This window comes from Enterococcus sp. DIV1067f (assembly GCF_050543505.1).
Lineage (GTDB): Bacteria > Bacillota > Bacilli > Lactobacillales > Enterococcaceae > Enterococcus_D > Enterococcus_D entomosocium.
On the sequence record NZ_CP172940.1, the window covers coordinates 3,597,501 to 3,620,431 of the forward strand.

The 22,931-nt window shown below is 44.2% G+C and carries 19 protein-coding genes, 2 rRNA genes and 1 other annotated feature (1 of these 22 only partly in view); of the genes, 7 read left to right on the forward strand and 14 right to left on the reverse strand.

Translation table 11 applies throughout. The features are described from left to right. Both IGJ42_RS16685 and IGJ42_RS16690 read right to left on the reverse strand, forming a co-directional pair. Positions 1-886 (reverse strand): 23S ribosomal RNA (locus tag IGJ42_RS16685) (it extends 2,029 nt beyond the left edge of the window). 228 nt (positions 887-1,114) lie between these two features. Further along, positions 1,115-2,674 (reverse strand): 16S ribosomal RNA (locus IGJ42_RS16690). The 16S and 23S rRNA genes sit together here, the layout of an rRNA operon. A 715-nt stretch (positions 2,675-3,389) precedes the next feature. Between IGJ42_RS16690 and IGJ42_RS16695 the strand changes: the two genes are divergently transcribed. The 4 genes from IGJ42_RS16695 (at position 3,390) to IGJ42_RS16710 (ending at position 8,653) form a co-directional block, all read left to right on the forward strand. Next, positions 3,390-4,079: a response regulator transcription factor gene (locus IGJ42_RS16695; protein WP_008376963.1), complete on the forward strand. Its 690-nt coding sequence runs from the start codon at positions 3,390-3,392 to the stop codon at positions 4,077-4,079. Beyond that, positions 4,069-5,277 carry a sensor histidine kinase gene (locus tag IGJ42_RS16700; RefSeq protein WP_005232945.1) on the forward strand — a complete coding sequence of 403 codons (1,209 nt, stop codon included), beginning with the start codon at positions 4,069-4,071 and terminating at the stop codon, positions 5,275-5,277. Before IGJ42_RS16695 ends, IGJ42_RS16700 begins: the two co-directional genes overlap by 11 nt. 35 nt (positions 5,278-5,312) lie before the next feature. Beyond that, positions 5,313-5,510, forward strand: a binding site (T-box leader). 57 nt (positions 5,511-5,567) lie between these two features. Beyond that, complete coding sequence (gene serS, locus IGJ42_RS16705; RefSeq protein ID WP_005232944.1) at positions 5,568-6,845, forward strand: serine--tRNA ligase; 1,278 nt, start codon at positions 5,568-5,570, stop codon at positions 6,843-6,845. 287 nt (positions 6,846-7,132) lie between these two features. Then, positions 7,133-8,653, forward strand: coding sequence for a polysaccharide deacetylase family protein (locus IGJ42_RS16710; RefSeq protein WP_429946923.1), 1,521 nt, complete (start codon positions 7,133-7,135; stop codon positions 8,651-8,653). A 69-nt stretch (positions 8,654-8,722) separates the two neighbouring features. Here the strand turns inward: IGJ42_RS16710 and IGJ42_RS16715 are convergent, their stop codons facing one another. Beyond that, positions 8,723-9,349, reverse strand: a complete 627-nt coding sequence (locus IGJ42_RS16715; RefSeq protein ID WP_005232942.1) for a TetR/AcrR family transcriptional regulator — start codon at positions 9,347-9,349, stop codon at positions 8,723-8,725. Positions 9,350-9,434: 85 nt separating this feature from the next. Here IGJ42_RS16715 and IGJ42_RS16720 point away from each other — a divergent pair, with 85 nt between their 5' ends. Beyond that, entirely contained in the window at positions 9,435-10,136 is a 702-nt protein-coding gene (locus tag IGJ42_RS16720) for an ABC transporter ATP-binding protein (protein WP_008376960.1), read from the forward strand. Between the two features lie 9 nt (positions 10,137-10,145). After that, a complete protein-coding gene (locus tag IGJ42_RS16725) occupies positions 10,146-12,851 on the forward strand; it encodes an FtsX-like permease family protein (protein WP_005232940.1) in 2,706 nt (901 codons plus the stop codon). 158 nt (positions 12,852-13,009) lie between these two features. Here IGJ42_RS16725 and guaB read toward each other — a convergent pair whose 3' ends face one another. From guaB to IGJ42_RS16780, 11 genes are all read right to left on the reverse strand, one after another. Further along, positions 13,010-14,494, reverse strand: a complete 1,485-nt coding sequence (guaB, locus tag IGJ42_RS16730) for an IMP dehydrogenase (protein WP_005226250.1) — start codon at positions 14,492-14,494, stop codon at positions 13,010-13,012. Between the two features lie 202 nt (positions 14,495-14,696). Then, positions 14,697-15,389, reverse strand: a complete 693-nt coding sequence (locus IGJ42_RS16735; protein WP_430615834.1) for a DUF1129 domain-containing protein — start codon at positions 15,387-15,389, stop codon at positions 14,697-14,699. A 71-nt stretch (positions 15,390-15,460) separates the two neighbouring features. After that, positions 15,461-16,561, reverse strand: a complete 1,101-nt coding sequence (gene ychF / locus IGJ42_RS16740; protein ID WP_005226252.1) for a redox-regulated ATPase YchF — start codon at positions 16,559-16,561, stop codon at positions 15,461-15,463. A gap of 8 nt (positions 16,562-16,569) precedes the next feature. Further along, a complete protein-coding gene (locus tag IGJ42_RS16745) occupies positions 16,570-16,758 on the reverse strand; it encodes a DUF951 domain-containing protein (protein WP_005226253.1) in 189 nt (62 codons plus the stop codon). A 10-nt stretch (positions 16,759-16,768) separates the two neighbouring features. Then, positions 16,769-17,659, reverse strand: a complete 891-nt coding sequence (locus tag IGJ42_RS16750; RefSeq protein WP_005226254.1) for a ParB/RepB/Spo0J family partition protein — start codon at positions 17,657-17,659, stop codon at positions 16,769-16,771. After that, the gene (locus IGJ42_RS16755; RefSeq protein WP_429946924.1) at positions 17,649-18,413 is read right to left on the reverse strand and encodes a ParA family protein; all 765 of its coding nucleotides are present in this window, start codon (positions 18,411-18,413) and stop codon (positions 17,649-17,651) included. Before IGJ42_RS16755 ends, IGJ42_RS16750 begins: the two co-directional genes overlap by 11 nt. Before the next feature lie 11 nt (positions 18,414-18,424). Next, a complete protein-coding gene (gene rsmG, locus IGJ42_RS16760; RefSeq protein WP_005226256.1) occupies positions 18,425-19,141 on the reverse strand; it encodes a 16S rRNA (guanine(527)-N(7))-methyltransferase RsmG in 717 nt (238 codons plus the stop codon). A 297-nt stretch (positions 19,142-19,438) separates the two neighbouring features. Next, positions 19,439-20,209, reverse strand: coding sequence for an Asp23/Gls24 family envelope stress response protein (locus IGJ42_RS16765; RefSeq protein ID WP_005232937.1), 771 nt, complete (start codon positions 20,207-20,209; stop codon positions 19,439-19,441). A 24-nt stretch (positions 20,210-20,233) separates the two neighbouring features. Further along, the gene (locus tag IGJ42_RS16770; protein ID WP_005226258.1) at positions 20,234-20,425 is read right to left on the reverse strand and encodes a DUF2273 domain-containing protein; all 192 of its coding nucleotides are present in this window, start codon (positions 20,423-20,425) and stop codon (positions 20,234-20,236) included. 7 nt (positions 20,426-20,432) lie between these two features. After that, entirely contained in the window at positions 20,433-21,002 is a 570-nt protein-coding gene (amaP, locus tag IGJ42_RS16775; RefSeq protein ID WP_005232936.1) for an alkaline shock response membrane anchor protein AmaP, read from the reverse strand. Between the two features lie 38 nt (positions 21,003-21,040). Further along, positions 21,041-21,934, reverse strand: a complete 894-nt coding sequence (locus IGJ42_RS16780; RefSeq protein ID WP_008376956.1) for an SDR family oxidoreductase — start codon at positions 21,932-21,934, stop codon at positions 21,041-21,043. 256 nt (positions 21,935-22,190) lie between these two features. Between IGJ42_RS16780 and IGJ42_RS16785 the strand changes: the two genes are divergently transcribed. Further along, positions 22,191-22,643 (forward strand): DUF2188 domain-containing protein, encoded by a 453-nt coding sequence (locus IGJ42_RS16785; RefSeq protein ID WP_086332827.1) that lies wholly within the window; start codon positions 22,191-22,193, stop codon positions 22,641-22,643. Positions 22,644-22,931: the final 288 nt, after the last annotated feature.

Consider the following 22,931-nt stretch of genomic DNA (forward strand, 5'->3'; position numbering starts at 1 on the left):
CAATTCCGAGGCTAGCCCTAAAGCTATTTCGGAGAGAACCAGCTATCTCCAAGTTCGTTTGGAATTTCTCCGCTACCCACACCTCATCCCCGCACTTTTCAACGTACGTGGGTTCGGTCCTCCAGTGCGTTTTACCGCACCTTCAACCTGGACATGGGTAGATCACATGGTTTCGGGTCTACGACAACATACTCATTCGCCCTATTCAGACTCGCTTTCGCTGCGGCTCCGTCTCTTCAACTTAACCTCGCATGCTATCGTAACTCGCCGGTTCATTCTACAAAAGGCACGCTATCACCCATTAACGGGCTCTAACTTGTTGTAGGCACACGGTTTCAGGATCTATTTCACTCCCCTTCCGGGGTGCTTTTCACCTTTCCCTCACGGTACTGGTTCACTATCGGTCACTAGGGAGTATTTAGCCTTGGGAGATGGTCCTCCCGGATTCCGACGGAATTCCTCGTGTTCCGCCGTACTCAGGATCCTCCTAGGTGTTATCCAAATTTCGCCTACGGGGTTTTTACCCTCTTTGACATACTTTTCCAAGTATTTCGACTATCTGAATAGACTACCATATCGGAGTCCTACAACCCCAACAAGCAAGCTTGTTGGTTTGGGCTTTTCCCGTTTCGCTCGCCGCTACTCAGGGAATCGAATTTTCTTTCTCTTCCTGCAGGTACTTAGATGTTTCAGTTCTCTGCGTCTACCTCGACTGCGCTATGTATTCACGCAGACGTAACATCCTATAAAAGATGCTGGGTTTCCCCATTCGGAAATCTCTGGATCATAGCTTACTTACAGCTCCCCAAAGCATATCGGTGTTAGTCCCGTCCTTCATCGGCTCCTAGTGCCAAGGCATCCACCGTGCGCCCTTATTCACTTAACCTTTGACCTTACGGTCGGTTTTGAGTACTTCTTCTAGCGATAGAAGGTTGCTCAAGAAAATAAGCGTTGAACTTATTAAAAAACTCTTTTAACATTTCAACTCGGTGTGTGTTACTTGTTTTGATTTTTTCTTCGATATCCAGTTTTCAATGAACAAATTTGTTTGAGAGTAAACCTCTCAAAACTGAACAAAGGCAAACGATGTGTAGTCTTCCGAAATATTCCTTAGAAAGGAGGTGATCCAGCCGCACCTTCCGATACGGCTACCTTGTTACGACTTCACCCCAATCATCTATCCCACCTTAGGCGGCTGGCTCCAAAAAGGTTACCTCACCGACTTCGGGTGTTACAAACTCTCGTGGTGTGACGGGCGGTGTGTACAAGGCCCGGGAACGTATTCACCGCGGCGTGCTGATCCGCGATTACTAGCGATTCCGGCTTCATGTAGGCGAGTTGCAGCCTACAATCCGAACTGAGAGAAGCTTTAAGAGATTAGCTTAGCCTCGCGACTTCGCAACTCGTTGTACTTCCCATTGTAGCACGTGTGTAGCCCAGGTCATAAGGGGCATGATGATTTGACGTCATCCCCACCTTCCTCCGGTTTGTCACCGGCAGTCTCGCTAGAGTGCCCAACTAAATGATGGCAACTAACAATAAGGGTTGCGCTCGTTGCGGGACTTAACCCAACATCTCACGACACGAGCTGACGACAACCATGCACCACCTGTCACTTTGCCCCCGAAGGGGAAGCTCTATCTCTAGAGTGGTCAAAGGATGTCAAGACCTGGTAAGGTTCTTCGCGTTGCTTCGAATTAAACCACATGCTCCACCGCTTGTGCGGGCCCCCGTCAATTCCTTTGAGTTTCAACCTTGCGGTCGTACTCCCCAGGCGGAGTGCTTAATGCGTTTGCTGCAGCACTGAAGGGCGGAAACCCTCCAACACTTAGCACTCATCGTTTACGGCGTGGACTACCAGGGTATCTAATCCTGTTTGCTCCCCACGCTTTCGAGCCTCAGCGTCAGTTACAGACCAGAGAGCCGCCTTCGCCACTGGTGTTCCTCCATATATCTACGCATTTCACCGCTACACATGGAATTCCACTCTCCTCTTCTGCACTCAAGTCTCCCAGTTTCCAATGACCCTCCCCGGTTGAGCCGGGGGCTTTCACATCAGACTTAAGAAACCGCCTGCGCTCGCTTTACGCCCAATAAATCCGGACAACGCTTGCCACCTACGTATTACCGCGGCTGCTGGCACGTAGTTAGCCGTGGCTTTCTGGTTAGATACCGTCAAGGGATGAACGTTTTACTCTCATCCTTGTTCTTCTCTAACAACAGAGTTTTACGATCCGAAAACCTTCTTCACTCACGCGGCGTTGCTCGGTCAGACTTTCGTCCATTGCCGAAGATTCCCTACTGCTGCCTCCCGTAGGAGTCTGGGCCGTGTCTCAGTCCCAGTGTGGCCGATCACCCTCTCAGGTCGGCTATGCATCGTTGCCTTGGTGAGCCGTTACCTCACCAACTAGCTAATGCACCGCGGGTCCATCCATCAGTGACGCAAAAGCGCCTTTCAACTTTCTTCCATGCGGAAAATAGTGTTATACGGTATTAGCACCTGTTTCCAAGTGTTATCCCCTTCTGATGGGCAGGTTACCCACGTGTTACTCACCCGTTCGCCACTCTTTTTCTTTCGGTGGAGCAAGCTCCGGTGAAAGAAAAAGCGTTCGACTTGCATGTATTAGGCACGCCGCCAGCGTTCGTCCTGAGCCAGGATCAAACTCTCATAATGATTTGTTTGAATGACCATACGGTCATTAAGCTCATAAAAATTAACTTTGCTAGCTATTGCTTGCATGTATTTGTTTCAATAAATTGAAACGTCCTACACATTGGTTCGTTTGCTTGCTTTGTTCAGTTTTCAAAGGTCTACAGTGCTGTGTTAGCAACTTTTATATCATATCAGAGCGACAGTTGATTGTCAACTCTTTTTTAAAAAGTTTTTTTCGCCCGTTGTTTTTCAACTTCGTAGCGGCTGTCTCAGCGACTTCATTAGAATAACAAATGATTTGTTATTTGTCAACAACTTTTTTTAATTAATTTTGTTGATGTATCAACATCGATTAACTATTTTAAAATTGCGACTTCGTTATAATATCATCTGTCGAGCTGTGCGTCAACCACTTTTTTAAATTCTTTTTACGAATTCGTTTAGTCATTTGGCACATGTAATAATATACCAAGACTTGCGCTATTCGTCAACCATAAAATGATTGATAGACCAACGTTTCTAGTTACTCCGTTTCCAAAGATGATTCGTGATTTTTAGTCCGTGATTTCCGCCTTTTTTAAGGACTTTTTCCGTTATTATTTGCCTATCGTTCGTCTTTTTCCTTTTTGTGTTTTCTTAATTCCTATCATTCTTATAAATTTAAGTATGATTTTATCTATTTTGTGGAATATTTGCTAAAATGGAGAAAAGAATATTGTTCCTAGGAGGACCCAGTATGAAAATACTTGTAGCAGATGATGACAAAGAGATCGTAGAACTATTAAGCATTTATTTACACAATGAAGGTTATGAATCGGTCAAAGCATATGATGGAAAAGAAGCACTGACCAAGATCCGCACCACTTCTGATATCGAACTATTGATCTTAGATATCATGATGCCAGAAATGGATGGCATGCAAGTCGTGAAAGAATTGAGAAAAGAATCCCAAATCCCTATTATTATGCTGACCGCTAAAACAACCGATATGGATAAGATTCGTGGATTGGTCGCCGGTGCTGATGATTATGTCACCAAACCTTTCAACCCATTAGAAGTTATGGCCAGGGTAAAATCGCTATTGAGAAGAACCAAGATGCAGGCTGCTTCAAATCAACCAGAGATTCTAGAAGTAAGCTCCCTTATTATCAATCGCGATTCCCATGAAGTAAAAACCGTCGATGGCAACGAAATTCAATTGACTGCATTAGAATTCGGTATCCTCTACTTGCTGGCATCGCATCCGAACCGTGTCTTTAGCGCCGATGAGATTTTTGAACGAGTTTGGAAACAAGAAAGTGTCGTTTCTGCCAAAACAGTTATGGTCCATGTCAGTCACTTACGAGATAAGATCGAAGAAGCCACGGATGGTGAAAAAGTCATCCAAACAGTATGGGGGGTCGGCTACAAAATAGATGCGAAGTAAACCAACTGAAAAAAAGCGCAACACACCAATCGAAAAAAAGAAACGGATCACGCTGACCTCAAAGGAAATCAGTGAGTTATTTGCCGAAGGAATTGTAACGATTGTTCTTTTACTTCTATTAAATATCGCTATTTTGGTCATCTTGACCTCAATCGTTGAAAATTCACCAGATTTAGTTGATGCCATCTACGCATCGAAGAATGCTTTCACATCTGCCTTTAATACAGATATCTTCCGCAGTGGGCGCAACTTCATTCTACCGATGTTCTTCCTATTAGATGTGATCGTCTTATATTGGCGTTTGATTCGTCGCTACCATCAAATGCAGCTACGTCACATCATCAGCGAGCTTCATTTTATTGCGGAAGGCAATTACGATCATCGCATCCCCTTCGAGTTACGGGGCGATTTAAGTCGGATCGTTTCTAATATCAATGGCTTAGTCGACAGTACGGTGGCGGCGATTGAAGATGAACGGCGGATCGAGCAATCCAAAGATGAGCTGATTACCAATGTCAGTCATGACATTCGAACACCGTTGACTTCGATCATCGGCTATTTAGGTCTAATTGAAGATCGACAATACCATTCAGAAGAAGAATTGCTGAAATATACCCATACGGCGTATGTCAAAGCCAAGCAAATGAAATCCCTTGTCGATGATTTGTTTGAATACACAAAAGTGCGCCAGCCTAGCGTCCCAATCAATGTGATGGAATTTGACATGGCCCAGCTAGTGGAACAATTGGCGGCGGACTTTGAATTAGAAGCTAGTCGGAAAGGCATCAAGATTGAAACATACACCCGTCCGGAACACATCGAGATGGATGGCGATACCGAAAAACTGGTGCGGGTCTTCAATAACTTGCTTTCGAATGCCTTGAAATACGGCAAAGGCGCCGATAAGATCCGCATGGAAGTCGAGAAAGTCGGGACCGAAGCGATCTTAACAGTCAAAAACAATGGGCAAATGATCCCTAAGCAAGCCCTTGATTCTCTATTCGACCGTTTCTACCGAGTGGAAGAATCCCGCTCTCAAGAAACAGGAGGAACTGGCTTAGGTCTAGCGATCGCTCAAAGCATCGTCGCCTTACATGGCGGCTATATCTATGCCAAGTCAACGCCGGAATGGACGTCCTTTATTATCCATCTCCCGTTGAAACGCAACAACTTATCCAACACACAAACCTATGGTTGACGACCCAACATTTTTTGGGTATGCTAGAGAAAATAATCAAGGCACAGAACCTAGTATATTTTTTTCATCTGTATAGAGAGCTGATGGTTGGTGAAAATCAGTGTTGGAAAAAATAGAATCCAGTTCTTTAACGTGTATTTTTCGAAAGAAAAATCGTTGGCTCACGATACGAGCAGCAAGGGCAGCGCAAGCTGAACTTGGGTGGCACCGCGAATGGTCATTTCGTCCCAAGCAATACGGGATTGGAATGGCCTTTTTTCTATGGAAAAATCAAAGGAGGATGTATCACTATGTTAGATGTAAAAATGATTCGCCAAAATTTTGCTGAAGTACAAAGCAAACTCGCAACACGAGGTGTCCAAAAAGAAGTGTTGGACCGCTTTTTAACACTTGATGAGCGTCGCCGAGAACTCTTAGTCCAAACGGAAGAGCGCAAGAAATTGCGTAATGAGGTTTCTGGTGAGATCGCCGCCTTGAAACGGGCGAAAGAAGATGCGGCAGATAAAATTGCCCAAATGAAAGAAGTCGGCAGCCAAATTAAGCAATTGGATGAAGAGATCGCTCAAATTGATGAAGACATCAAAGAGATCGCCACGACGTTGCCGAACTTGCCGAATGATTCTGTTCCGGTGGGCAAAGATGAAGATGACAATGTAGAAGTCCGCCGTTGGGCAGACCCAAAAACCTTTGCCTTTGAACCAAAACCCCATTGGGAGATCGCAGAAGACTTGGGGATTCTCGACTTTGAGCGGGGTGCCAAAGTTTCTGGTAGCCGTTTTGTTTACTACAAAGGCTTAGGTGCTCGTTTGGAACGTGCCTTATACAACTTCATGTTGGATCAGCATGTTTATGAGCATGGGTATACGGAGATGATCACCCCGTATATCGTCAACAGCCAAGCAATGTTCGGTACTGGGCAATTTCCGAAGTTTAAAGAAGATGTTTTCCAATTGGCAGACACTGATTTGACTTTGATCCCGACTGCGGAAGTACCTTTGACCAACTACTATCAAGGGGAGATCTTAGAACAAGAACAGCTCCCTGCCTACTTCACTGCCTTGAGCCCATCATTTCGTTCAGAAGCCGGCAGCGCTGGCCGTGACACTCGCGGTTTGATTCGCTTGCACCAATTCAATAAAGTCGAAATGGTGAAATTCAGTGATGCAGAACATTCTTATGAAGAATTAGAGAAAATGACGGCTAATGCCGAAGATATTTTGCAAAAACTCAATTTACCTTACCGTGTGCTTAGCTTGTGTACAGGAGATATGGGCTTTTCTGCAGCGAAGACCTATGATTTAGAAGTATGGATCCCTGCCCAAGAGATGTATCGTGAGATCAGCTCTTGCTCAAACTGTGAAGACTTCCAAGCACGTCGTGCCATGATCCGTTACCGTGATCAAGAGGGCAAGATTCACTACATGCATACACTAAACGGCTCTGGTTTGGCTGTCGGTCGGACGGTAGCCGCAGTGCTTGAAAATTATCAAAACGAAGACGGCAGTGTAACGGTACCAGAAGTTCTGGTTCCTTATATGGGCGGACTGACAAAAATTGAAAAAGCCTAAGCCTTAGTAACCTCAGTAGCAACCCCTAGAGAACAGTCACACCGCGTGAGCTGTTGCCTAGGGGTTTTCTTGTTTACGTAGCCTAGAGTGGTTTCCATCCCCCTAACCACTTTGATCACTTCTTGCAAGAGAAACAACGCAACAAGGCTGTAATTTTTAAGCGAATAATTAGAAAAATCCCTTTGTCTTTTTAATCCTCTATCAGAAACCGGGCATGATCGTTGAAAGTGCCTGTGACTTATGGTAACGTGGGCATAATTTAGGATGGAATGAAGGGAGCTTCACCAATGCCCGAACGAAAGACCTATGCCCGTCGGAGTGACTTGCACAAGAAACCAAACAATAATCAAAAACGAACAGCATCAGCTGAAGAAAGACCGAAAGGACCACCCTCGAGAAAGAAGCCGTATCGGAAAGCCATTTTTTCCTTATTTGCCTTATTATTGATCGTTTTGATCGCAACGGCTGGCTCGGTTCTTTACACCTTGCACCAACAAGAAGTTGCGGCCAAAGCAAAATATGAGGCAGCTGCAGAGAAATTACTGGCATCAATCCAAGCAGAACAAAGCCAAAATGGGTTAAAAACATCGCCTGAAGTGCTCTCAGAAGGAACAAACAAAGAACTGATCTACCGCCCGCAAGACCTCGATACGTTTCCCATCAAAGATATCAAAGACCGGTTGACAAAAGCCGCTGAGTCATTGCGCAAAAAACAAACGGAAAAAGAAGTCGTCACCGTTGCCCGTATCCAAGCACAAACGGTAGCTGCAAAAGTCTCTACCTATTCATTAAAAGCCGACAGCTATGTATGGAATCGAGAAACCGGTCGTTTTGAAGATGCTGATCGTTTAACAGATGCACCGATCTTCGTATCAGAGAAGACGCAAACCGAATTGTCTTTGAAAGAACTTGTTCCTGATGAAGGCAGCTTATTAGGTATTCAACAAGTCATTCAACAGAAACTGCTGGATCAAGCCAAGGAACCCGCAAAAATCATCGACGCCGTCTTGGCTATGGAGCGGATCACCTTCGATTCGAAATTTACTTATGATCCGGAAAAGCTGACCATCGAATTGCCAAAAAATCAGACGGAAGCGACAGAAATCACCCTGTCTTACAGCGAGATCGCCCCATTCATTGATCCTGATCTCGTGGCTGCTGACCAACTCAACAATGCCTTGCCAAGTCTTGACCCCAATAAAAAATACGTGGCATTGACCTTTGATGATGGACCCAACAGTACCTCCACTATGGATCTTTTGAACATCTTACAAGAAAATGACGTCAAAGCGACCTTCTTTATGCTGGGACAAATGGTTGAGCAATATCCGCAAGCCGCCAAAAAAGTCCAAGAAGCTGGACACGAGATCGCCAGTCATTCTTACTCTCATCCGCAGCTGAATACTCTTTCAGCGGAAGATTTGCAGGCAGAAGTTACGAAAACCAATAAAGCCATTTACAATGCGACGGGTTTACTACCTAGGAATTTACGGCCCCCTTATGGCGCTATCGACAAACAAAGCGCAGAAACCATCGGCATGCCGATCATTCAATGGGACATCGATTCTCAAGACTGGAAATTGAAGGATCCGAAGAAAATCAATGCCTTGGTTCAACAAAATGTCTTTAATGGTGCCATGATCTTGATCCATGATATTCACCCGAAATCTGTGAAAGCCGTACCGGGAGTCATTAAAACACTCAAAAACGAAGGCTACGAATTCGTGACCGTCGATCAATTATTAGAAGCACGGCAAAAACCGTTGCATCAATACTTTGGGATGAACGATGAACGCCTCGTTGATTAAGAGAAAAAGGAACGCAGCAAATTGTCTCTTGCTGCGTTCCTTTTTAGTTATTGGATCATCCCCTCTTTTTTAGCCCTTCTTTTCTTCATACACATTAGTCACAAAAATTTGAATCAATAGATCAGCGACAGCTTTTGGCGGCATCGTTGAAAAATCTTTGAGCCAGCGTTCGATCAAACCGATAGACCCGCAGACAAAAAAGCTAAGGCACAGTTCCAATTCTTCCTCGGAAGCATCTTGAAAGTATTGGGCAAATCGTTTCAAGGTCTCCGGTTTGATTTCTGACAACAAAAGATTCAGCAAATGGCTGTTGTTCAACAAAATCAAATGGGTGGTACTAGGATTCTCATACAAAATCGTCAATAGTTTTTCCAGCCAAAGATCCAATGACAAATTTTCCTGCTGCAAGTTCGATGCGATCTGCTCAACGAGCTCCCCTTCGATCTCCTCCAACAAAGCGGCTGTGTCCTTATAATATTTATAAAATGTTCCCCGATTGATATCTGCTCGTTCCGCAATCTCTTTGATCGTGATTTTGCGATACTCTTTTTCCAACAATAACTCCTGAAAGGCGCGCCGGATCACTTTTTTCGAGTAGATCGTTCGACGGTTCCCGACAGTCCCTACCATATCGTTTCCCCTTTTCTCTGTACATTTAATCAATATTTGTCTATTTAATGACAAATAAGCAAGCATTGAGGATTGCTCTTACTTTTCTTTCTTAGTATACTAACACCATGTGATTAAATCAACACGTGTTTAAAAAATGGAGGCTTTATTAATGAGTTATGTTGAAGTAAAGAATGAATATAAACGCTATCAGATGGGCGAAACCACTATCACTGCCAACAATGATCTTTCCTTTGCCATTGAAGAAGGCGAATTAGTGGTGATTCTTGGACCTAGTGGTGCCGGAAAATCGACCGTTTTGAATATCTTAGGCGGGATGGACTCGCCAGATGAAGGAGAAATCATTATCGACAATGTCGATATCGCGAAGTTTAACGACAAACAATTAACAGAATACCGCCGCACAGACGTTGGGTTTGTCTTCCAGTTTTATAATTTGGTCCCAAATCTGACAGCAAAAGAAAACATTGAATTGGCTACTGAAGTCTCACCGAATGCACTCGATCCTGATGAAGTCTTGGCCCAAGTCGGGTTAGAAAACCGCAAAAACAACTTTCCTTCTCAGCTTTCTGGTGGGGAACAGCAGCGGGTATCGATCGCTCGGGCGTTAGCCAAAAACCCGAAACTGCTGCTATGCGATGAACCGACTGGTGCTTTGGACTTTGAAACAGGAAAACAAGTGTTGAAGCTTTTGCAAAACGCTAGCCGGAAAAATGGCAATACGGTGTTGATCATCACCCATAATAGCGCCATTGCCCCGATCGCCGATCGGGTGATCCATATCAACGATGCCACTGTCCGTTCCATTGAAGAGAATCCTCATCCCATCTCGATCGATGAAATCGTTTGGTAGGAGGATCTGATGAAAAATAAGACCTATCTTAAAGCAAGTTTGCGAGAGATTCGCCAATCAAAAGGCCGCTTTATCGCAATCACCTTGATCATTTTTTTAGGAACGTTTCTCTTTGTCGGTGTCAAAGCAACCGGCCCGATCCTGAACCATTCCGCGAGTGAATATGTCAACGGCCAGCAATTAGCAGATCTGCAAGTCACTTCAACACTGGGATTGACAGAGGAAGACATTGATGCCGCGGAAAAAAGCGGTGCTCACACAGAAGCCGCCTATCAATTTTATTACGCTGCCAATTCAGATGAAGTCGTGCAAGTGACCTCCTATGACCCCTCACAGGAACTCAACCAGTTACTGGTGAAGGACGGCCGACTGCCAGAAAAAGCCGATGAAATCGTGCTGGACACCGAAGCAAAAAATTATGGCTGGCAAATAGGTGATACTTTTACGATCGATGATGCCGATAATCTGTCGGACAAAGAGTATACGATCGTTGGGTTTGCCACTTCTCCCATTTATATCAGTGCTGCCGAACGGGGCTATGCAAATGTCGGCAGCGGTGTCGTGACGTACTTTGCTTATGTACCGGAAGAACAGTTCACGATGGAGGTCAAATCGATCCTCTATCTCGCCTTTGATGATGTCGCCGGGCTTGAAACATACTCCGATACGTACACCGACAAGATGGCAGCCCATCAAGAAACGATTGAGGAACTGTTTGCGGACCGTCCTAAGGAACGCTTAGCAGAAATTCAACAAGACGCTTTTGATGAATTAGCCCCTGCAGAAAAAGAAGTCCGCGATGGACAAAAACAGTTAGCTGATGGACAAGCACAACTGGATCAGGCCAAAGCGGAACTAGAACAACAGCAAGCCGCCTTGGCACAGCTGCCGCCCGTACAACAAGCAGCCCTCGAAGGCCAATTGGCGGCTGGAGAAGCAGAATTGACACAGCAGCAAGACCAATTAGATGAACAGCAACAAGAACTAACCGATGCCCAACAAACACTGGCAGAAAAACGGGCAGAGATCGAAGACTTGGCAGAGCCGACGTATCTTTACAACCAACGCAAAGACAATCCCGGTTTCCAAGAATATGGTGGGCTGTCTGATCGTATCGCAGCGATCGCCAATGTGTTTCCTGTCTTCTTCTTCTTTATCGCTGCGTTGATCACCTTTACGACACTGACGCGGATGGTAGAAGAAAACCGCAAAGAGATCGGTACCTTAAAAGCGATGGGCTATGGCAAAGTCGAGATCTCCCTTAAATATTTGATTTATGCCCTCCTTTCTTCGGCCATTGGCATTATTAGTGGTGCCGTATTAGGAACCGAACTGTTGCCGCGTTTGATCTATTTCCTATCCAGCGAACGGTATCTTTTAGACGGGATTCGCGTCTATTATGTCTGGTCGCCAATTATTTTGGCCGCAATCGCCTTTTTACTGGCGACGCTTGGTGCCTGTCTGTTTGTTCTGATCAAAGAATTGCGGGAAAAACCTGCCCAGCTGCTGCAAGTTCGCGCACCAAAGCCCGGGAAACGGATTTTATTAGAAGCAATTACCCCCTTATGGTCCCGTTTAAGCTTCAATCAAAAAGTCAGCTTCCGTAACATCTTCCGCTACAAATCGCGAATGATCATGGCAATCATTGGCATCGCCGGTTGTACGGGACTGATGGTGGCAGGCGTTGGGTTGAAAGATTCTCTAAGTGCCGTGACTGCAAAACAATTTGGGCCCATTACGGATTATCAAGCCGTCGTGACCTTAAATGATGCGAAGGAAGAAACCGTTGCTGCCGCTGAAACGGTTTTAACAGACGAGCCTCTTGTGACCCATTCGATGCTAGTCTACAATGAAACGATCGAGATTCGACCGACTAACCAAGGAAAACAAAGTCTGACCTTGATGGTTCCGGCAGATCAGGATGCTTTTGCAGACTATGTCCATTTGAAAACGACGGCAGGACAGAAGCTGTCATTAACAGAGGGTGCCGTGCTGACTATGAAGTACGCAGAATTATATGATTTGCACGTTGGCGATACATTGACCTTCTATACCAGCGATCAAGAAGCCTATGAAGTACCTATTAGTGGCATCGCAGAAAATTATTTAGGCAATTCTCTTTATCTGTCGCCGACCGTTTATGAAGAAATCACCAATAGTACCTTTGAACCAAATGCGTTCTTAGTCAAAAGCAAGACGATGACGAAAAAACAAGAGGAAGCTTTATCAACAGCCTTGTTAGATACCGACAAAGTCAAAAACACGACGTTCCTTTCCACTCAGATCAAAATGCAGGATGATTCGATGGGTAACTTGAACGCCATTGTCTTGATCTTAGTTGTATTATCAGGGGCATTAGCCTTTGTCGTCTTGTATAACTTGACCAACATCAATGTTTCCGAGCGGATTCGCGAGCTTTCTACTATCAAAGTATTAGGGTTTTACAATAAGGAAGTGACTATGTACATCGTACGAGAAAATATCGTCTTTACGTTATTTGGGATTCTCGCAGGTTACGTGGTAGGTTACTTCTTGACTGACTTTATTTTGATCCAAGCTTCGATGGAGAACATGGTCTTTCCATTAGTGATCAATTGGCCGGCTTATGCTTTAGCCGGTGGCATGACGATTCTCTTTACGATCATCGTGATGTACGTCACCCATGTGAAACTGACTCATGTCAATATGATCGATGCGTTGAAATCAAACGAATAAGTTACTGCTAAAGCGATTTGCTGATCATCCAGCAGCGATTTTAGAGAAAAGGGTGCCGATCTCAGCCATTTTGGCAAGATCGGCACCCTTTTTTAGAACCAAACGCCCCCTCTGTCCACTTTTGAACAGAGGGGGCGTTGGTTTTCACGTGAAACATTTTATGATTTTACGGAGTAGTTTGGTGCTTCTTTCGTGATTTGAACATCGTGGGGATGTGATTCTTTTAGTCCGTTGCCGCTCATTTGGATGAATTGTGCTTCATCACGTAATTGCTGCAGATTGCCGGCACCGACATAACCCATCCCTGATTTCAACCCGCCGATCATTTGGAAGATGATATCAGAAACGCTGCCTTTATAAGCGACACGTCCTTCAATGCCTTCTGGAACCAATTTGTTGGCTTCGTTTACGCCCCCTTGGAAGTAACGGTCGCTGGAGCCTTTTTCCATTGCCCCCAATGAACCCATTCCGCGGTACGTTTTGAAGCGACGGCCTTGATAGATTTCAAATTCACCTGGTGATTCGTCAGTTCCTGCCAACATGCTACCGAGCATTACAGCATGTCCGCCAGCTGCTAAAGCTTTGACGATATCGCCAGAGTACTTGATCCCACCATCGGCAATGATTGCTTTGCCATATTGACGTGCCACAGAGGCTGCATCATAGATCGCTGTCAATTGAGGAACTCCGACACCGGCTACCACCCGAGTAGTACAGATCGATCCTGGACCGATCCCGACTTTTACGACATCGACACCAGCATCATACAATGCTTTCGTGCCTTCTGCAGTGGCAACATTTCCAGCAATCAATGTCGCTTCTGGGAAATGTGCACGAATTTCAGAGATTTTGCGTAAAACACCGGCACTGTGTCCATGGGCAGTATCAATGACGATCGCGTCCACGCCTGCATCCAATAATGCTTGTGCACGTTCAAAGGTATCGCTGGTAACGCCGACTGCTGCTGCCACTAATAGGCGTCCATGCGTGTCTTTGGCTGCATTCGGGAATTCGATTACTTTTTCAATATCTTTGATGGTGATCAACCCGCTTAAGATCCCTGCTTCATCAACGATCGGTAATTTTTCGATCTTGTGTTGTTGTAAGATTTTTTCCGCATCTTTCAACGAAGTACCGACAGGTGCTGTGATCAATTGGTCTTTGGTCATCACATCATTGATCGGCATCGTATAATCCGTGACAAAACGCATGTCGCGGTTCGTGATGATACCGACTAATTTGCGGTTTTCCATCGTTTCTACGATCGGTACCCCGCTGATGCGGTACTTGCTCATCAAATGTTCTGCATCAGCAACTAAGTGGCTTGGTGTTAAGAAAAACGGATCGATGATCACGCCGCTTTCAGAACGTTTTACTTTGCGCACTTCATCTGCTTGCGCGGCGATACTCATGTTTTTGTGAATCACGCCAAGTCCGCCTTGACGCGCCATTGAGATCGCCATTTTACTATCAGTTACGGTATCCATACTGGCACTTATGATTGGAATATTTAGTGTAATATTCGGGGCAAGCTGCACTTTCATATCCACGTCATTTGGCAAGACGTGACTTTCTGCCGGAATCAATAAGACATCATCAAACGTTAACCCTTTTTTTACAAATTTGGTTTCCCAGTTGGACATTTTTGTAACCACTCCTTAAAGTTTTTAGGTATTTTAAAAAAAATAGCAAAGATTTTTTCATAAGTCAACCATTCGGAAAGCTTTCTTAATAATCCTCTTCAAACCTTTGGTCAAATCTCATAATTCGCCATTTTTTCTAAAAAAACACGCTGATCGTGCGGTCTTTTTTAACAAAAGAAGGCGCACGATCAACGTGTAGCCATCAGCCTCTAGGAACAGACAGACTGCTGATGATATTGTATTTGCGTTTCAAGTAGTACTTCGCTGCTAATGCCACTGCCCCGATCGAGGCTTCGATCACAGGGTCCACTTGTGGATTCAATGGTGGCTGGATCATCGCAGAAAGCGAGATCACAACGATCCATAGCATGAAGGCTGCGACTAAAATCAAAATGATCTTCCACATCTTCGGCCGTTTGCTCTTATCAGCACCCGGGCGTTCATATTGATACATGTATTTGTACATCAAGTAGAAGACCCAACCAGCAAGCATCGCCATCAAGAAGAGGGTCAATAAGCCATAAGGTTGTGCTTGTCCTCTAGTAAAGATTCCCATAACCCCTAGCATCAACCCAAAAATCCCTAAAATCAGCAAGGTGTTATCCAACCACATCAAGAAGGGGCCGGATTCTTTTTGCTCAACGGGTTTGTTGATGATGGCTTCGGTACGTTCAGACACTGTACCAAATAATTGGCGGGCCGTTTTGCCGCCTTTTTGTTCTTTGACTAAGACCGGCAGCATCTCATGCAAGGCAATCGTTTTTTCTTCTTCAGAAAGGTTGGCTGCCTCTAGCGATTTTTTTAAATCAAATATATATTGTTGGTTTCGTTTTGTTAATTGTTGTTCTAATTCACGATTTTCGGAAACATAATTTCGCAGAGTTTCTGGTTCCATGAATTGATTCTCCCTTCTGCGTTTTCTTCACAATGGACATTTTACCACAAATTCACTGGGAAGAAAGCCCTTTATACGTTAAAACGGAACAACATCACGTCGCCATCTTGCACGACATAATCTTTTCCTTCCAAACGTACCCGACCGGCTTCTTTGGCCGCTTGCATCGTGCCGTATTGGTTCAGATCTTCAAAGGAAACAGTTTCCGCACGAATAAAGCCGCGCTCAAAGTCCGTATGGATGATCCCCGCTGCTTGCGGTGCTTTGATGCCTTTACGGAACGTCCACGCACGCACTTCTTGTTCACCAGCGGTAAAGTACGTTGCTAGACCCAGCAAATCATAGGCAGCACGAATCAATTGATCCAACCCTGATTCTTCAATTCCTAATGCTTCTAAAAACTCTGCTTTGTCTTCTTCTTCCAGCTCAGCGATCTCTTCTTCGGCACGAGCACTGATGACGATCACTTCCGCATTTTCGCTCGCTGCAAATTCCTTCACTTTGTTGACATAGTCATTGGTTTCATAGTCTGCCACGTCTTCTTCTGCTACGTTGGCAACGTATAAAACTGGTTTGGTCGTTAGTAAAAACAAACTTTTGACGATGCGCTGTTCTTCATCTGTAAATTCGATCGAACGAGCAGAGATCCCTTCTTCTAAGACCGGTTTGATCTTATCAAGAACGGCCAGTTCCGCAACTGCATCTTTGTCTTTGGTTTTGGCAATTTTTGCGACCCGAGTATAGCGCTTGTTGACGGATTCTAAATCCGCTAAAACCAACTCCAAATTGATGGTGTCGATATCAGCTAATGGGTCCACGCGGCCTTCCACGTGGGTGATGTTGTCATCGTCGAAACAACGAACGACATGACAGATCGCATCCACTTGGCGGATATGGCTCAAAAATTGGTTACCTAATCCTTCCCCTTTGCTGGCACCGCGGACGATTCCGGCAATATCCGTAAATTCAAAGGTGGTTGGGACCGTCTTTTTCGGACGGACTAATTCTGTTAAACGCTGTAAGCGCCAATCTGGCACTTCCACCATTCCTACATTCGGATCGATCGTCGCAAACGGGTAGTTTGCGGCTTCTGCTCCTGCTTTGGTTATTGCATTAAATAAAGTAGATTTGCCCACATTTGGCAATCCAACGATTCCGGCAGTTAACGCCATGCTTCACTTCACTCTTTCTCTTTTTTTTCTAGGATTTTCTTCATCTTTTTATCAAATTCTCGGCGCGTCATCATGACGATGTGGCCGCAATTCGTACACTTTATTTTGATGTCTGCCCCCATGCGGATGATTTCCCAACGATTGGCTTTGCAGGCATGCGGTTTTTTCATTTCGACAATATCCCCAAGATCATACATCTTTATCACCTCAAGCTTCATCAAATTGAATGTTCAATAAATCTAAAATACGGGTTAAATCTTTTTGTGACAGGTATTCGATCTCGATTTTTCCTTTGCCTTCTTTTTCGCGGATCTCGACATTCGTGCCGAATTTATCCATCAACCGTTCTTCGCTTTCTCGTAAATAGTACGGTTTTTCCCGAATCAGACGCGGCACTTTTTTCTTTTCGTTTTTCGTGTCGTTCATCTCAGCGACCATTTGTTCTAATTGGCGGACTGTCAGATTTTCTTTGACACAACGATTGGCTAATTTTAAGATCTGTTCTTTGTTTTTCAAGCCTAATAATGTCCGGGCTTGCCCCATAGACAAACGGTCATCTTGAACCATTTCTTTGACGAGTTTCGGCAAGGACAGTAACCGCAAATAATTGGCGATATACGGGCGGCTTTTCCCTAAACGTTCAGCGACTTGTGCTTGGGTCAATTTCAAGTTCTTCATCAGCATGTCATAGGCTTCTGCTTCTTCTAAAGGATTTAAATCTTCCCGCTGCAAGTTTTCTAAAACGGCGACTTGCATCATCGCTTCTTCATCAAAATTGCGGATGATGGCTGGGATCGTTTCCTTGCCAGCTAATTTGGATGCTCGAAACCGGCGTTCACCAGCAATGATCTCATAGCCTTTGACGGATGATTGCCGCACGATGATCGGTTGAAAGACCCCCGAATGTTGGATCGAATTGGCTAGTTCTTGTAATGAAAGCTCATCAAAGGTTTTTCGCGGTTGATAAGGGTTGGGTCTTAATTCGTTTAAAGGCAGTTCAACGACTTTTTCTGTCTTGATATCGACTTCTTCTAACCCTTGCAGGTCTTGAAACAACGCATCGATCCCACGCCCTAATCCTTTCCCTTTATTCTTCACGGGCTAACACTTCCTTTGCTAACGTCTGATAGACTTCGGCTCCTTTTGAGCGTGGATCATAATCAATGATCGACAATCCATGACTAGGTGCTTCAGACAACCGGATATTCCGCGGAATAATGGTTTCGTATACTTTTTCTTGGAAATAGCGGCGGACTTCTTCCACGACTTCCGCGCCTAAGTTCGTGCGGGCATCATACATCGTCAGTAAGACCCCTTCGATCTCTAACTCAGGGTTAAAATGTTTTTGTACTAAACGCACGGTATTCAATAGTTGGCTCAGCCCTTCCAATGCATAGTACTCACATTGGACTGGGATCAAAATCGAATCACTGGCGGTAAAGGCATTGATCGTCAAATGACCTAAAGATGGCGGGCAATCGATAAAGATATAATCGTATTGTTCTTTGATTTCATTCAAAGCCGATTTCAATCGAGATTCCCGTGCCATCATGGAGGTCAATTCAATTTCCGCACCAGCTAATTGGATCGTCGCTGGAACGATATCCAAGTTTTCTCGGCTGCTAGGTAAAATCGCTTCAACGATCGGTGTTTCATTGACTAATACATCATAGATGTCTTGTTCCACAACTGGTTTGCGAATGCCGACACCGCTTGTGGCGTTGCCTTGGGCATCAATATCTACGAGTAACACTTTTTTGCCGACAAATGCTAAGGACGCACCTAGGTTCACCGTTGTGGTGGTTTTGCCTACGCCGCCTTTTTGGTTTGCAACAGAAATAATACGGGCCATTGATTTTCCTCCTATTTAATTGGTTGTTTCGCTGGCATTCCCGGTTTGCGGGGGTATTTCTTTGGCGTTTCTTTTTTCTTTTGAATGATCAAAAGATGGCGTTCATCGCCGCTGACCGGTAAGGTAAAGCTTTTTTCTTCAATAAATTTGCCGCCTAAGAGTGAGATCGCTGGTTTGGCTTCAACCAGTTCTTCCTCGCTTTTGGCAGCTTTGAGCGCATAAAAATAGCCTGCTTTTTTCACCAATGGCACACAGAGTTCCGTTAACACATTCAAACGGGCAACCGCTCGAGCGGTCACATAATCGAATTGCCCACGAAATTGCGGGTTTTGACCAAATGTTTCTGCACGGTCATGGTACAAGTGGACATTTTCCAATTGTAGATCCGTCACAAGAGTTTGTAAAAAGGTGATGCGCTTATTTAAAGAGTCGACGATCGTCACTTCTAATTCAGGAAACACGATTTTTAGTGGAATACTTGGAAAGCCAGCACCTGAACCGACATCGCACAAATGACTTTGCGGGTCAAAGGCGGTTTCAAAAGCTAAGGAAACAGAATCGTAGAAATGCTTTAAATACACTTCTGATTTTTCCGTGATTGCGGTTAGATTCATCTTCTGATTCCATTCGACTAAACGCTCGAAATAGACAGCGAATTTTTCCATTTGTTCTTCGGTTAAAACGATCCCGTTTTTGCGTAATTCTTCATGAAATTCTTCAGGTAGCATAACGAATCCTTTCTATTTTGTGAAACAGAAAAATGTTTCACAGACTAGTTCCTACTTTAACGCAAAAAGCAGTGTGATGCAATAGCCAGAGATTGCTTTCTAGGAGAATTTACCATTTTTTAACTGGGGCTTTAAGGTTGGTTTAAGGCATAGAAATTATACTCATTTCAATCCAAAAAACTTTTTTCATCTTTCCTTGACCAGCAAGGCTGCCAACCCTCCTGGTCAGCTTTTTTCTCAAAGAAACAAGCATTGATCACAGGATCAATGCTTGTTTTTGTTTCATATGAAACTTTTTTATTTCACGCGAGGTTCGTTGTATTCTTCGATACGATCAGACGCGCGGGAAGCCGCATGTTTGGCTTTGTTGGTTTGACGTGAAGCAAAGTCGCCGGTTTTAGAAGCCGCTGACGTTACTTTGTCTTGAACCGTTTCTTGTTCCTCTTCGTATTCAGCGATCGTTTTTACATCTACAACGTTGATGTTGACTTCGATCACTTCTAATTGGGTCATTGTCGTTACTTCTTTTTGAATGACTTCTTTGACTTGTTCAGCGATTTCTGGGATGTTGCGGTCGTATTCAACCACGATATCTAAATCAACGGCTACTTGTTTTTTCCCAACTTCAGTATTGATACCGGCAGTCACATTATCTGTATTAACTAATTTTTCAGCAATATTAGAGAAGAAACCACCATCGACCGTCAACAGGCCATCTACATTTTCTAATGCAATTCCGATAATTTTTTGGATCACTTTGTCATCATAGGTCAATGAACCATGAACGGGTGCATCCCCGGTTGGTCCTTCAAAATCGTTGTGGCCAGGTTTTGGCGGTGCTGGATGATGTCCGGCTGGATCTGGATTTCCTGGTGCTGGATGATCCCCTGGTTTTGGTCCATTTTGTTGTCCTGCTACTGCTTTTTCAGCATTTGGTACCACTGGATCAGGTGATTCAGTCATTGGAATCGCATTTTCATTGGCTTGATGATTGGTGTTGGGAACCACTGGATCTGGATGTGCACTGACATTTTTTTCATTGTTTAATTCGTTTTTATCGTTATTCATTAAAAATTCCTCCTATAAAATACGTTATTGTTGGTTAAAAAATTCGTCGATGATACCGGTACGTTGGAGATACAATCCTAGCGCAAAACCCAAACCTGTTAGGAGTAGAATCAGCAATGTTTTGAAAAAACCGATCGTTACAAACAACACAGCCAGAACAAGGCCGATTGCTCCAAAAATCAATGGGATTTTGTATTGTTGTAGTTCGTTCATCATAGCCCTCCTATTCTACTCGCGGGTTTTCCGGAGTCTCATTTTGTTCAAAATTCGCGTAATTGACTTCGACTTTGACTTTTTCACTTGAGCCAAGCACTCGTTGGACATCTTGTTGGATTTCCGCCATTAAGTTTTCGGTTTTGCCAACTAAGGCAGACGTCCGTTTCAAGCGGCCTTTGATTTTGATTAAAATTCGATTTTTGGTCGCCTTGACATGAACTTTTGGTCCTTCAACAAATTCTTTTTCATTTACTTTCGTACGTACAAGTCCTTCGATCGCTTTCTTATCGATCGTCAATGCGCCCTTATCCTCTTTCAAAACAAAGGTTGTTTTGGTTTTTGGATAAAACAGCACGACTAAGATCACGATCAAGAATACGGCGATTAAAACAACGGCTACCCAAAACATATATTGACGCATAAACAAGTTGTCAAAGAAATACGTGACGACATTGCCTCTGCTGTCCAAACCAAATGGCAGCTGCATGTAAGGATTACTCATTAAAACGATTGGTAATAAGACAGTGATAAAGATCAACGAAACGATGATTGATACGATTTTCCACCCTTTACTCATAGGACACCTCCTCCTTTTTCTCCGATTTTTTGATAAGCTTACAAGTTAATGGCTTCTCCGCCGGTAACACCATAAATCTGTGCTGTCACATAGCTAGCTTTATTGGAAGCTAAAAAGACATAGACGGGTGCCAGCTCAGCTGGTTGTCCTGCCCGCTCCAGTAATGCTTGCTGACCAAATTCAGGCAGCTTGTCTTGCGGTTGGCCATGATCTAACTGTAATGGTGTCCAGATTGGTCCTGGGGCTACCCCATTGACCCGAATCCCTTTTTCAGCAAATTGTTTCGCCAAGCTGACTGTAAAACTGGCGATCGCCGATTTGGTTGCCGCATAATCCATTAAATGGGCACTTGGACTAAAGGCTTGGACAGAAGTCGTTGTCACGATCGCTCCTCCAGCCGGTAAGTGTGGCTCAGCTGCTTTCACTAATGCAAACATTGAGATAATGTTTACCATAAAGGTGTCTTTCACTTGTTCAATCGGTAATTCTGCAATCGATGGCCGCGTGATTTGCTGTGCTGCGTTCAATACTAATGTATCTAACCCACCTAATGCTGCTACCGCTTTGTCAACGATCTCTTGTGGTGCCGCTTCGTCTCGCAGGTCATAGGGTAGCAAAATCACTTTGCGTCCGGCTTCTTTGATGTACCCTGCAACTTCTTCGGCATCTTCTTCTTCTCCTGGGAAAAAGTGCAGGGCAATGTCTGCTCCTTCACGAGCGAAGGCAATCGCTGCTGCTCGTCCGATCCCAGAATCCCCACCGGTAATCAGTACCCGCCGGTTTTCTAACTGCTGACTTCCCTCATAAGAGTCTTCACCACAATCAGGTTTTGGTCGCATTTCTTCTTGTAAAGCAGGCGTATCTTGTTCCTGTTTGCTGTATTTACCCGTGTGATAAAGTTCCCGTGGATCAGTCAAAATAGGTTCACTCATTCTTACGTCCTCCTTTTCTCTATAATAAAATTCTAAACCATTCATTTTTTTTTGGGAAATATAACGCTTTGTTAACAAAAATAAATCCTCGTTTATTAGAAAATGAAAAAAGAAAGTGCCCTCATTTTTGACCAGAAAGCAAATGATTTCACTTTTTTATAGAAGGGGGTAAACTAATAAGTAATATCTGGTGGTGCCTGTAAAAAGGAACCCCTAGGAAAATGACTTTGGATCAAGAAAAAGGAGGAACCAAACAATGCCTTGGAATGTCCGTGATTATCCTGCGTCAATGAAGAATCTAGACCCCTTAGTTCGTAAAAAAGCGATCGATATCGCCAATGCCCTGCTAGCCGATGGCTATTCCGATGATCGGGCGATCCCGATCGCCACGAGTCAAGCAGAAAAATGGTATGACAATGCAGATGAAGAGGAGAAGAAAGCTTTTCAGAAAGAGAAAAATCCGCAAAAAGACGATTCCCATCAAACCAATAAAAATGCGAAAAAATTAATGAATGCGGATGTTGAAGTTGTGTATGAAGAGGACCAATGGCAAGTCCGTTCCAAAGGAGCAAAACGTGCCAGTGATCATTTCGACAATAAAGCAGAGGCCATCGCCCGTGCCAAAGAAATTGCCGAAAACAAAGAATCCGTGGTGAACGTTTATAAAAAAGATGGTGACCATCAAAAGGATATTGATTTAGGAGAATAAAATTGGCCGCAAAAAAGCGGAAGGAGGTCTTACGTTTGTCGTTTTAACGGCGCGAAACGTTACCTTCTCTTTCGCTTTTTTGTTTCCTTTTACAGCTAGGTTTGGTTAAAACTAAAGCAACCGCTTCTTTAACGTTTCTTTTAAAAAGCAACGTTTCATTGTCAGAAACCTAAAAAACGAAGACCTTTTGAATGAACCATTACGTTTAAAATTTCTCGACACCCTAAAAAAAAAGCCTATGAAATGCTGCTCTAGCAACAACTGTAAACCATCCGTTGCCGTTGCAAA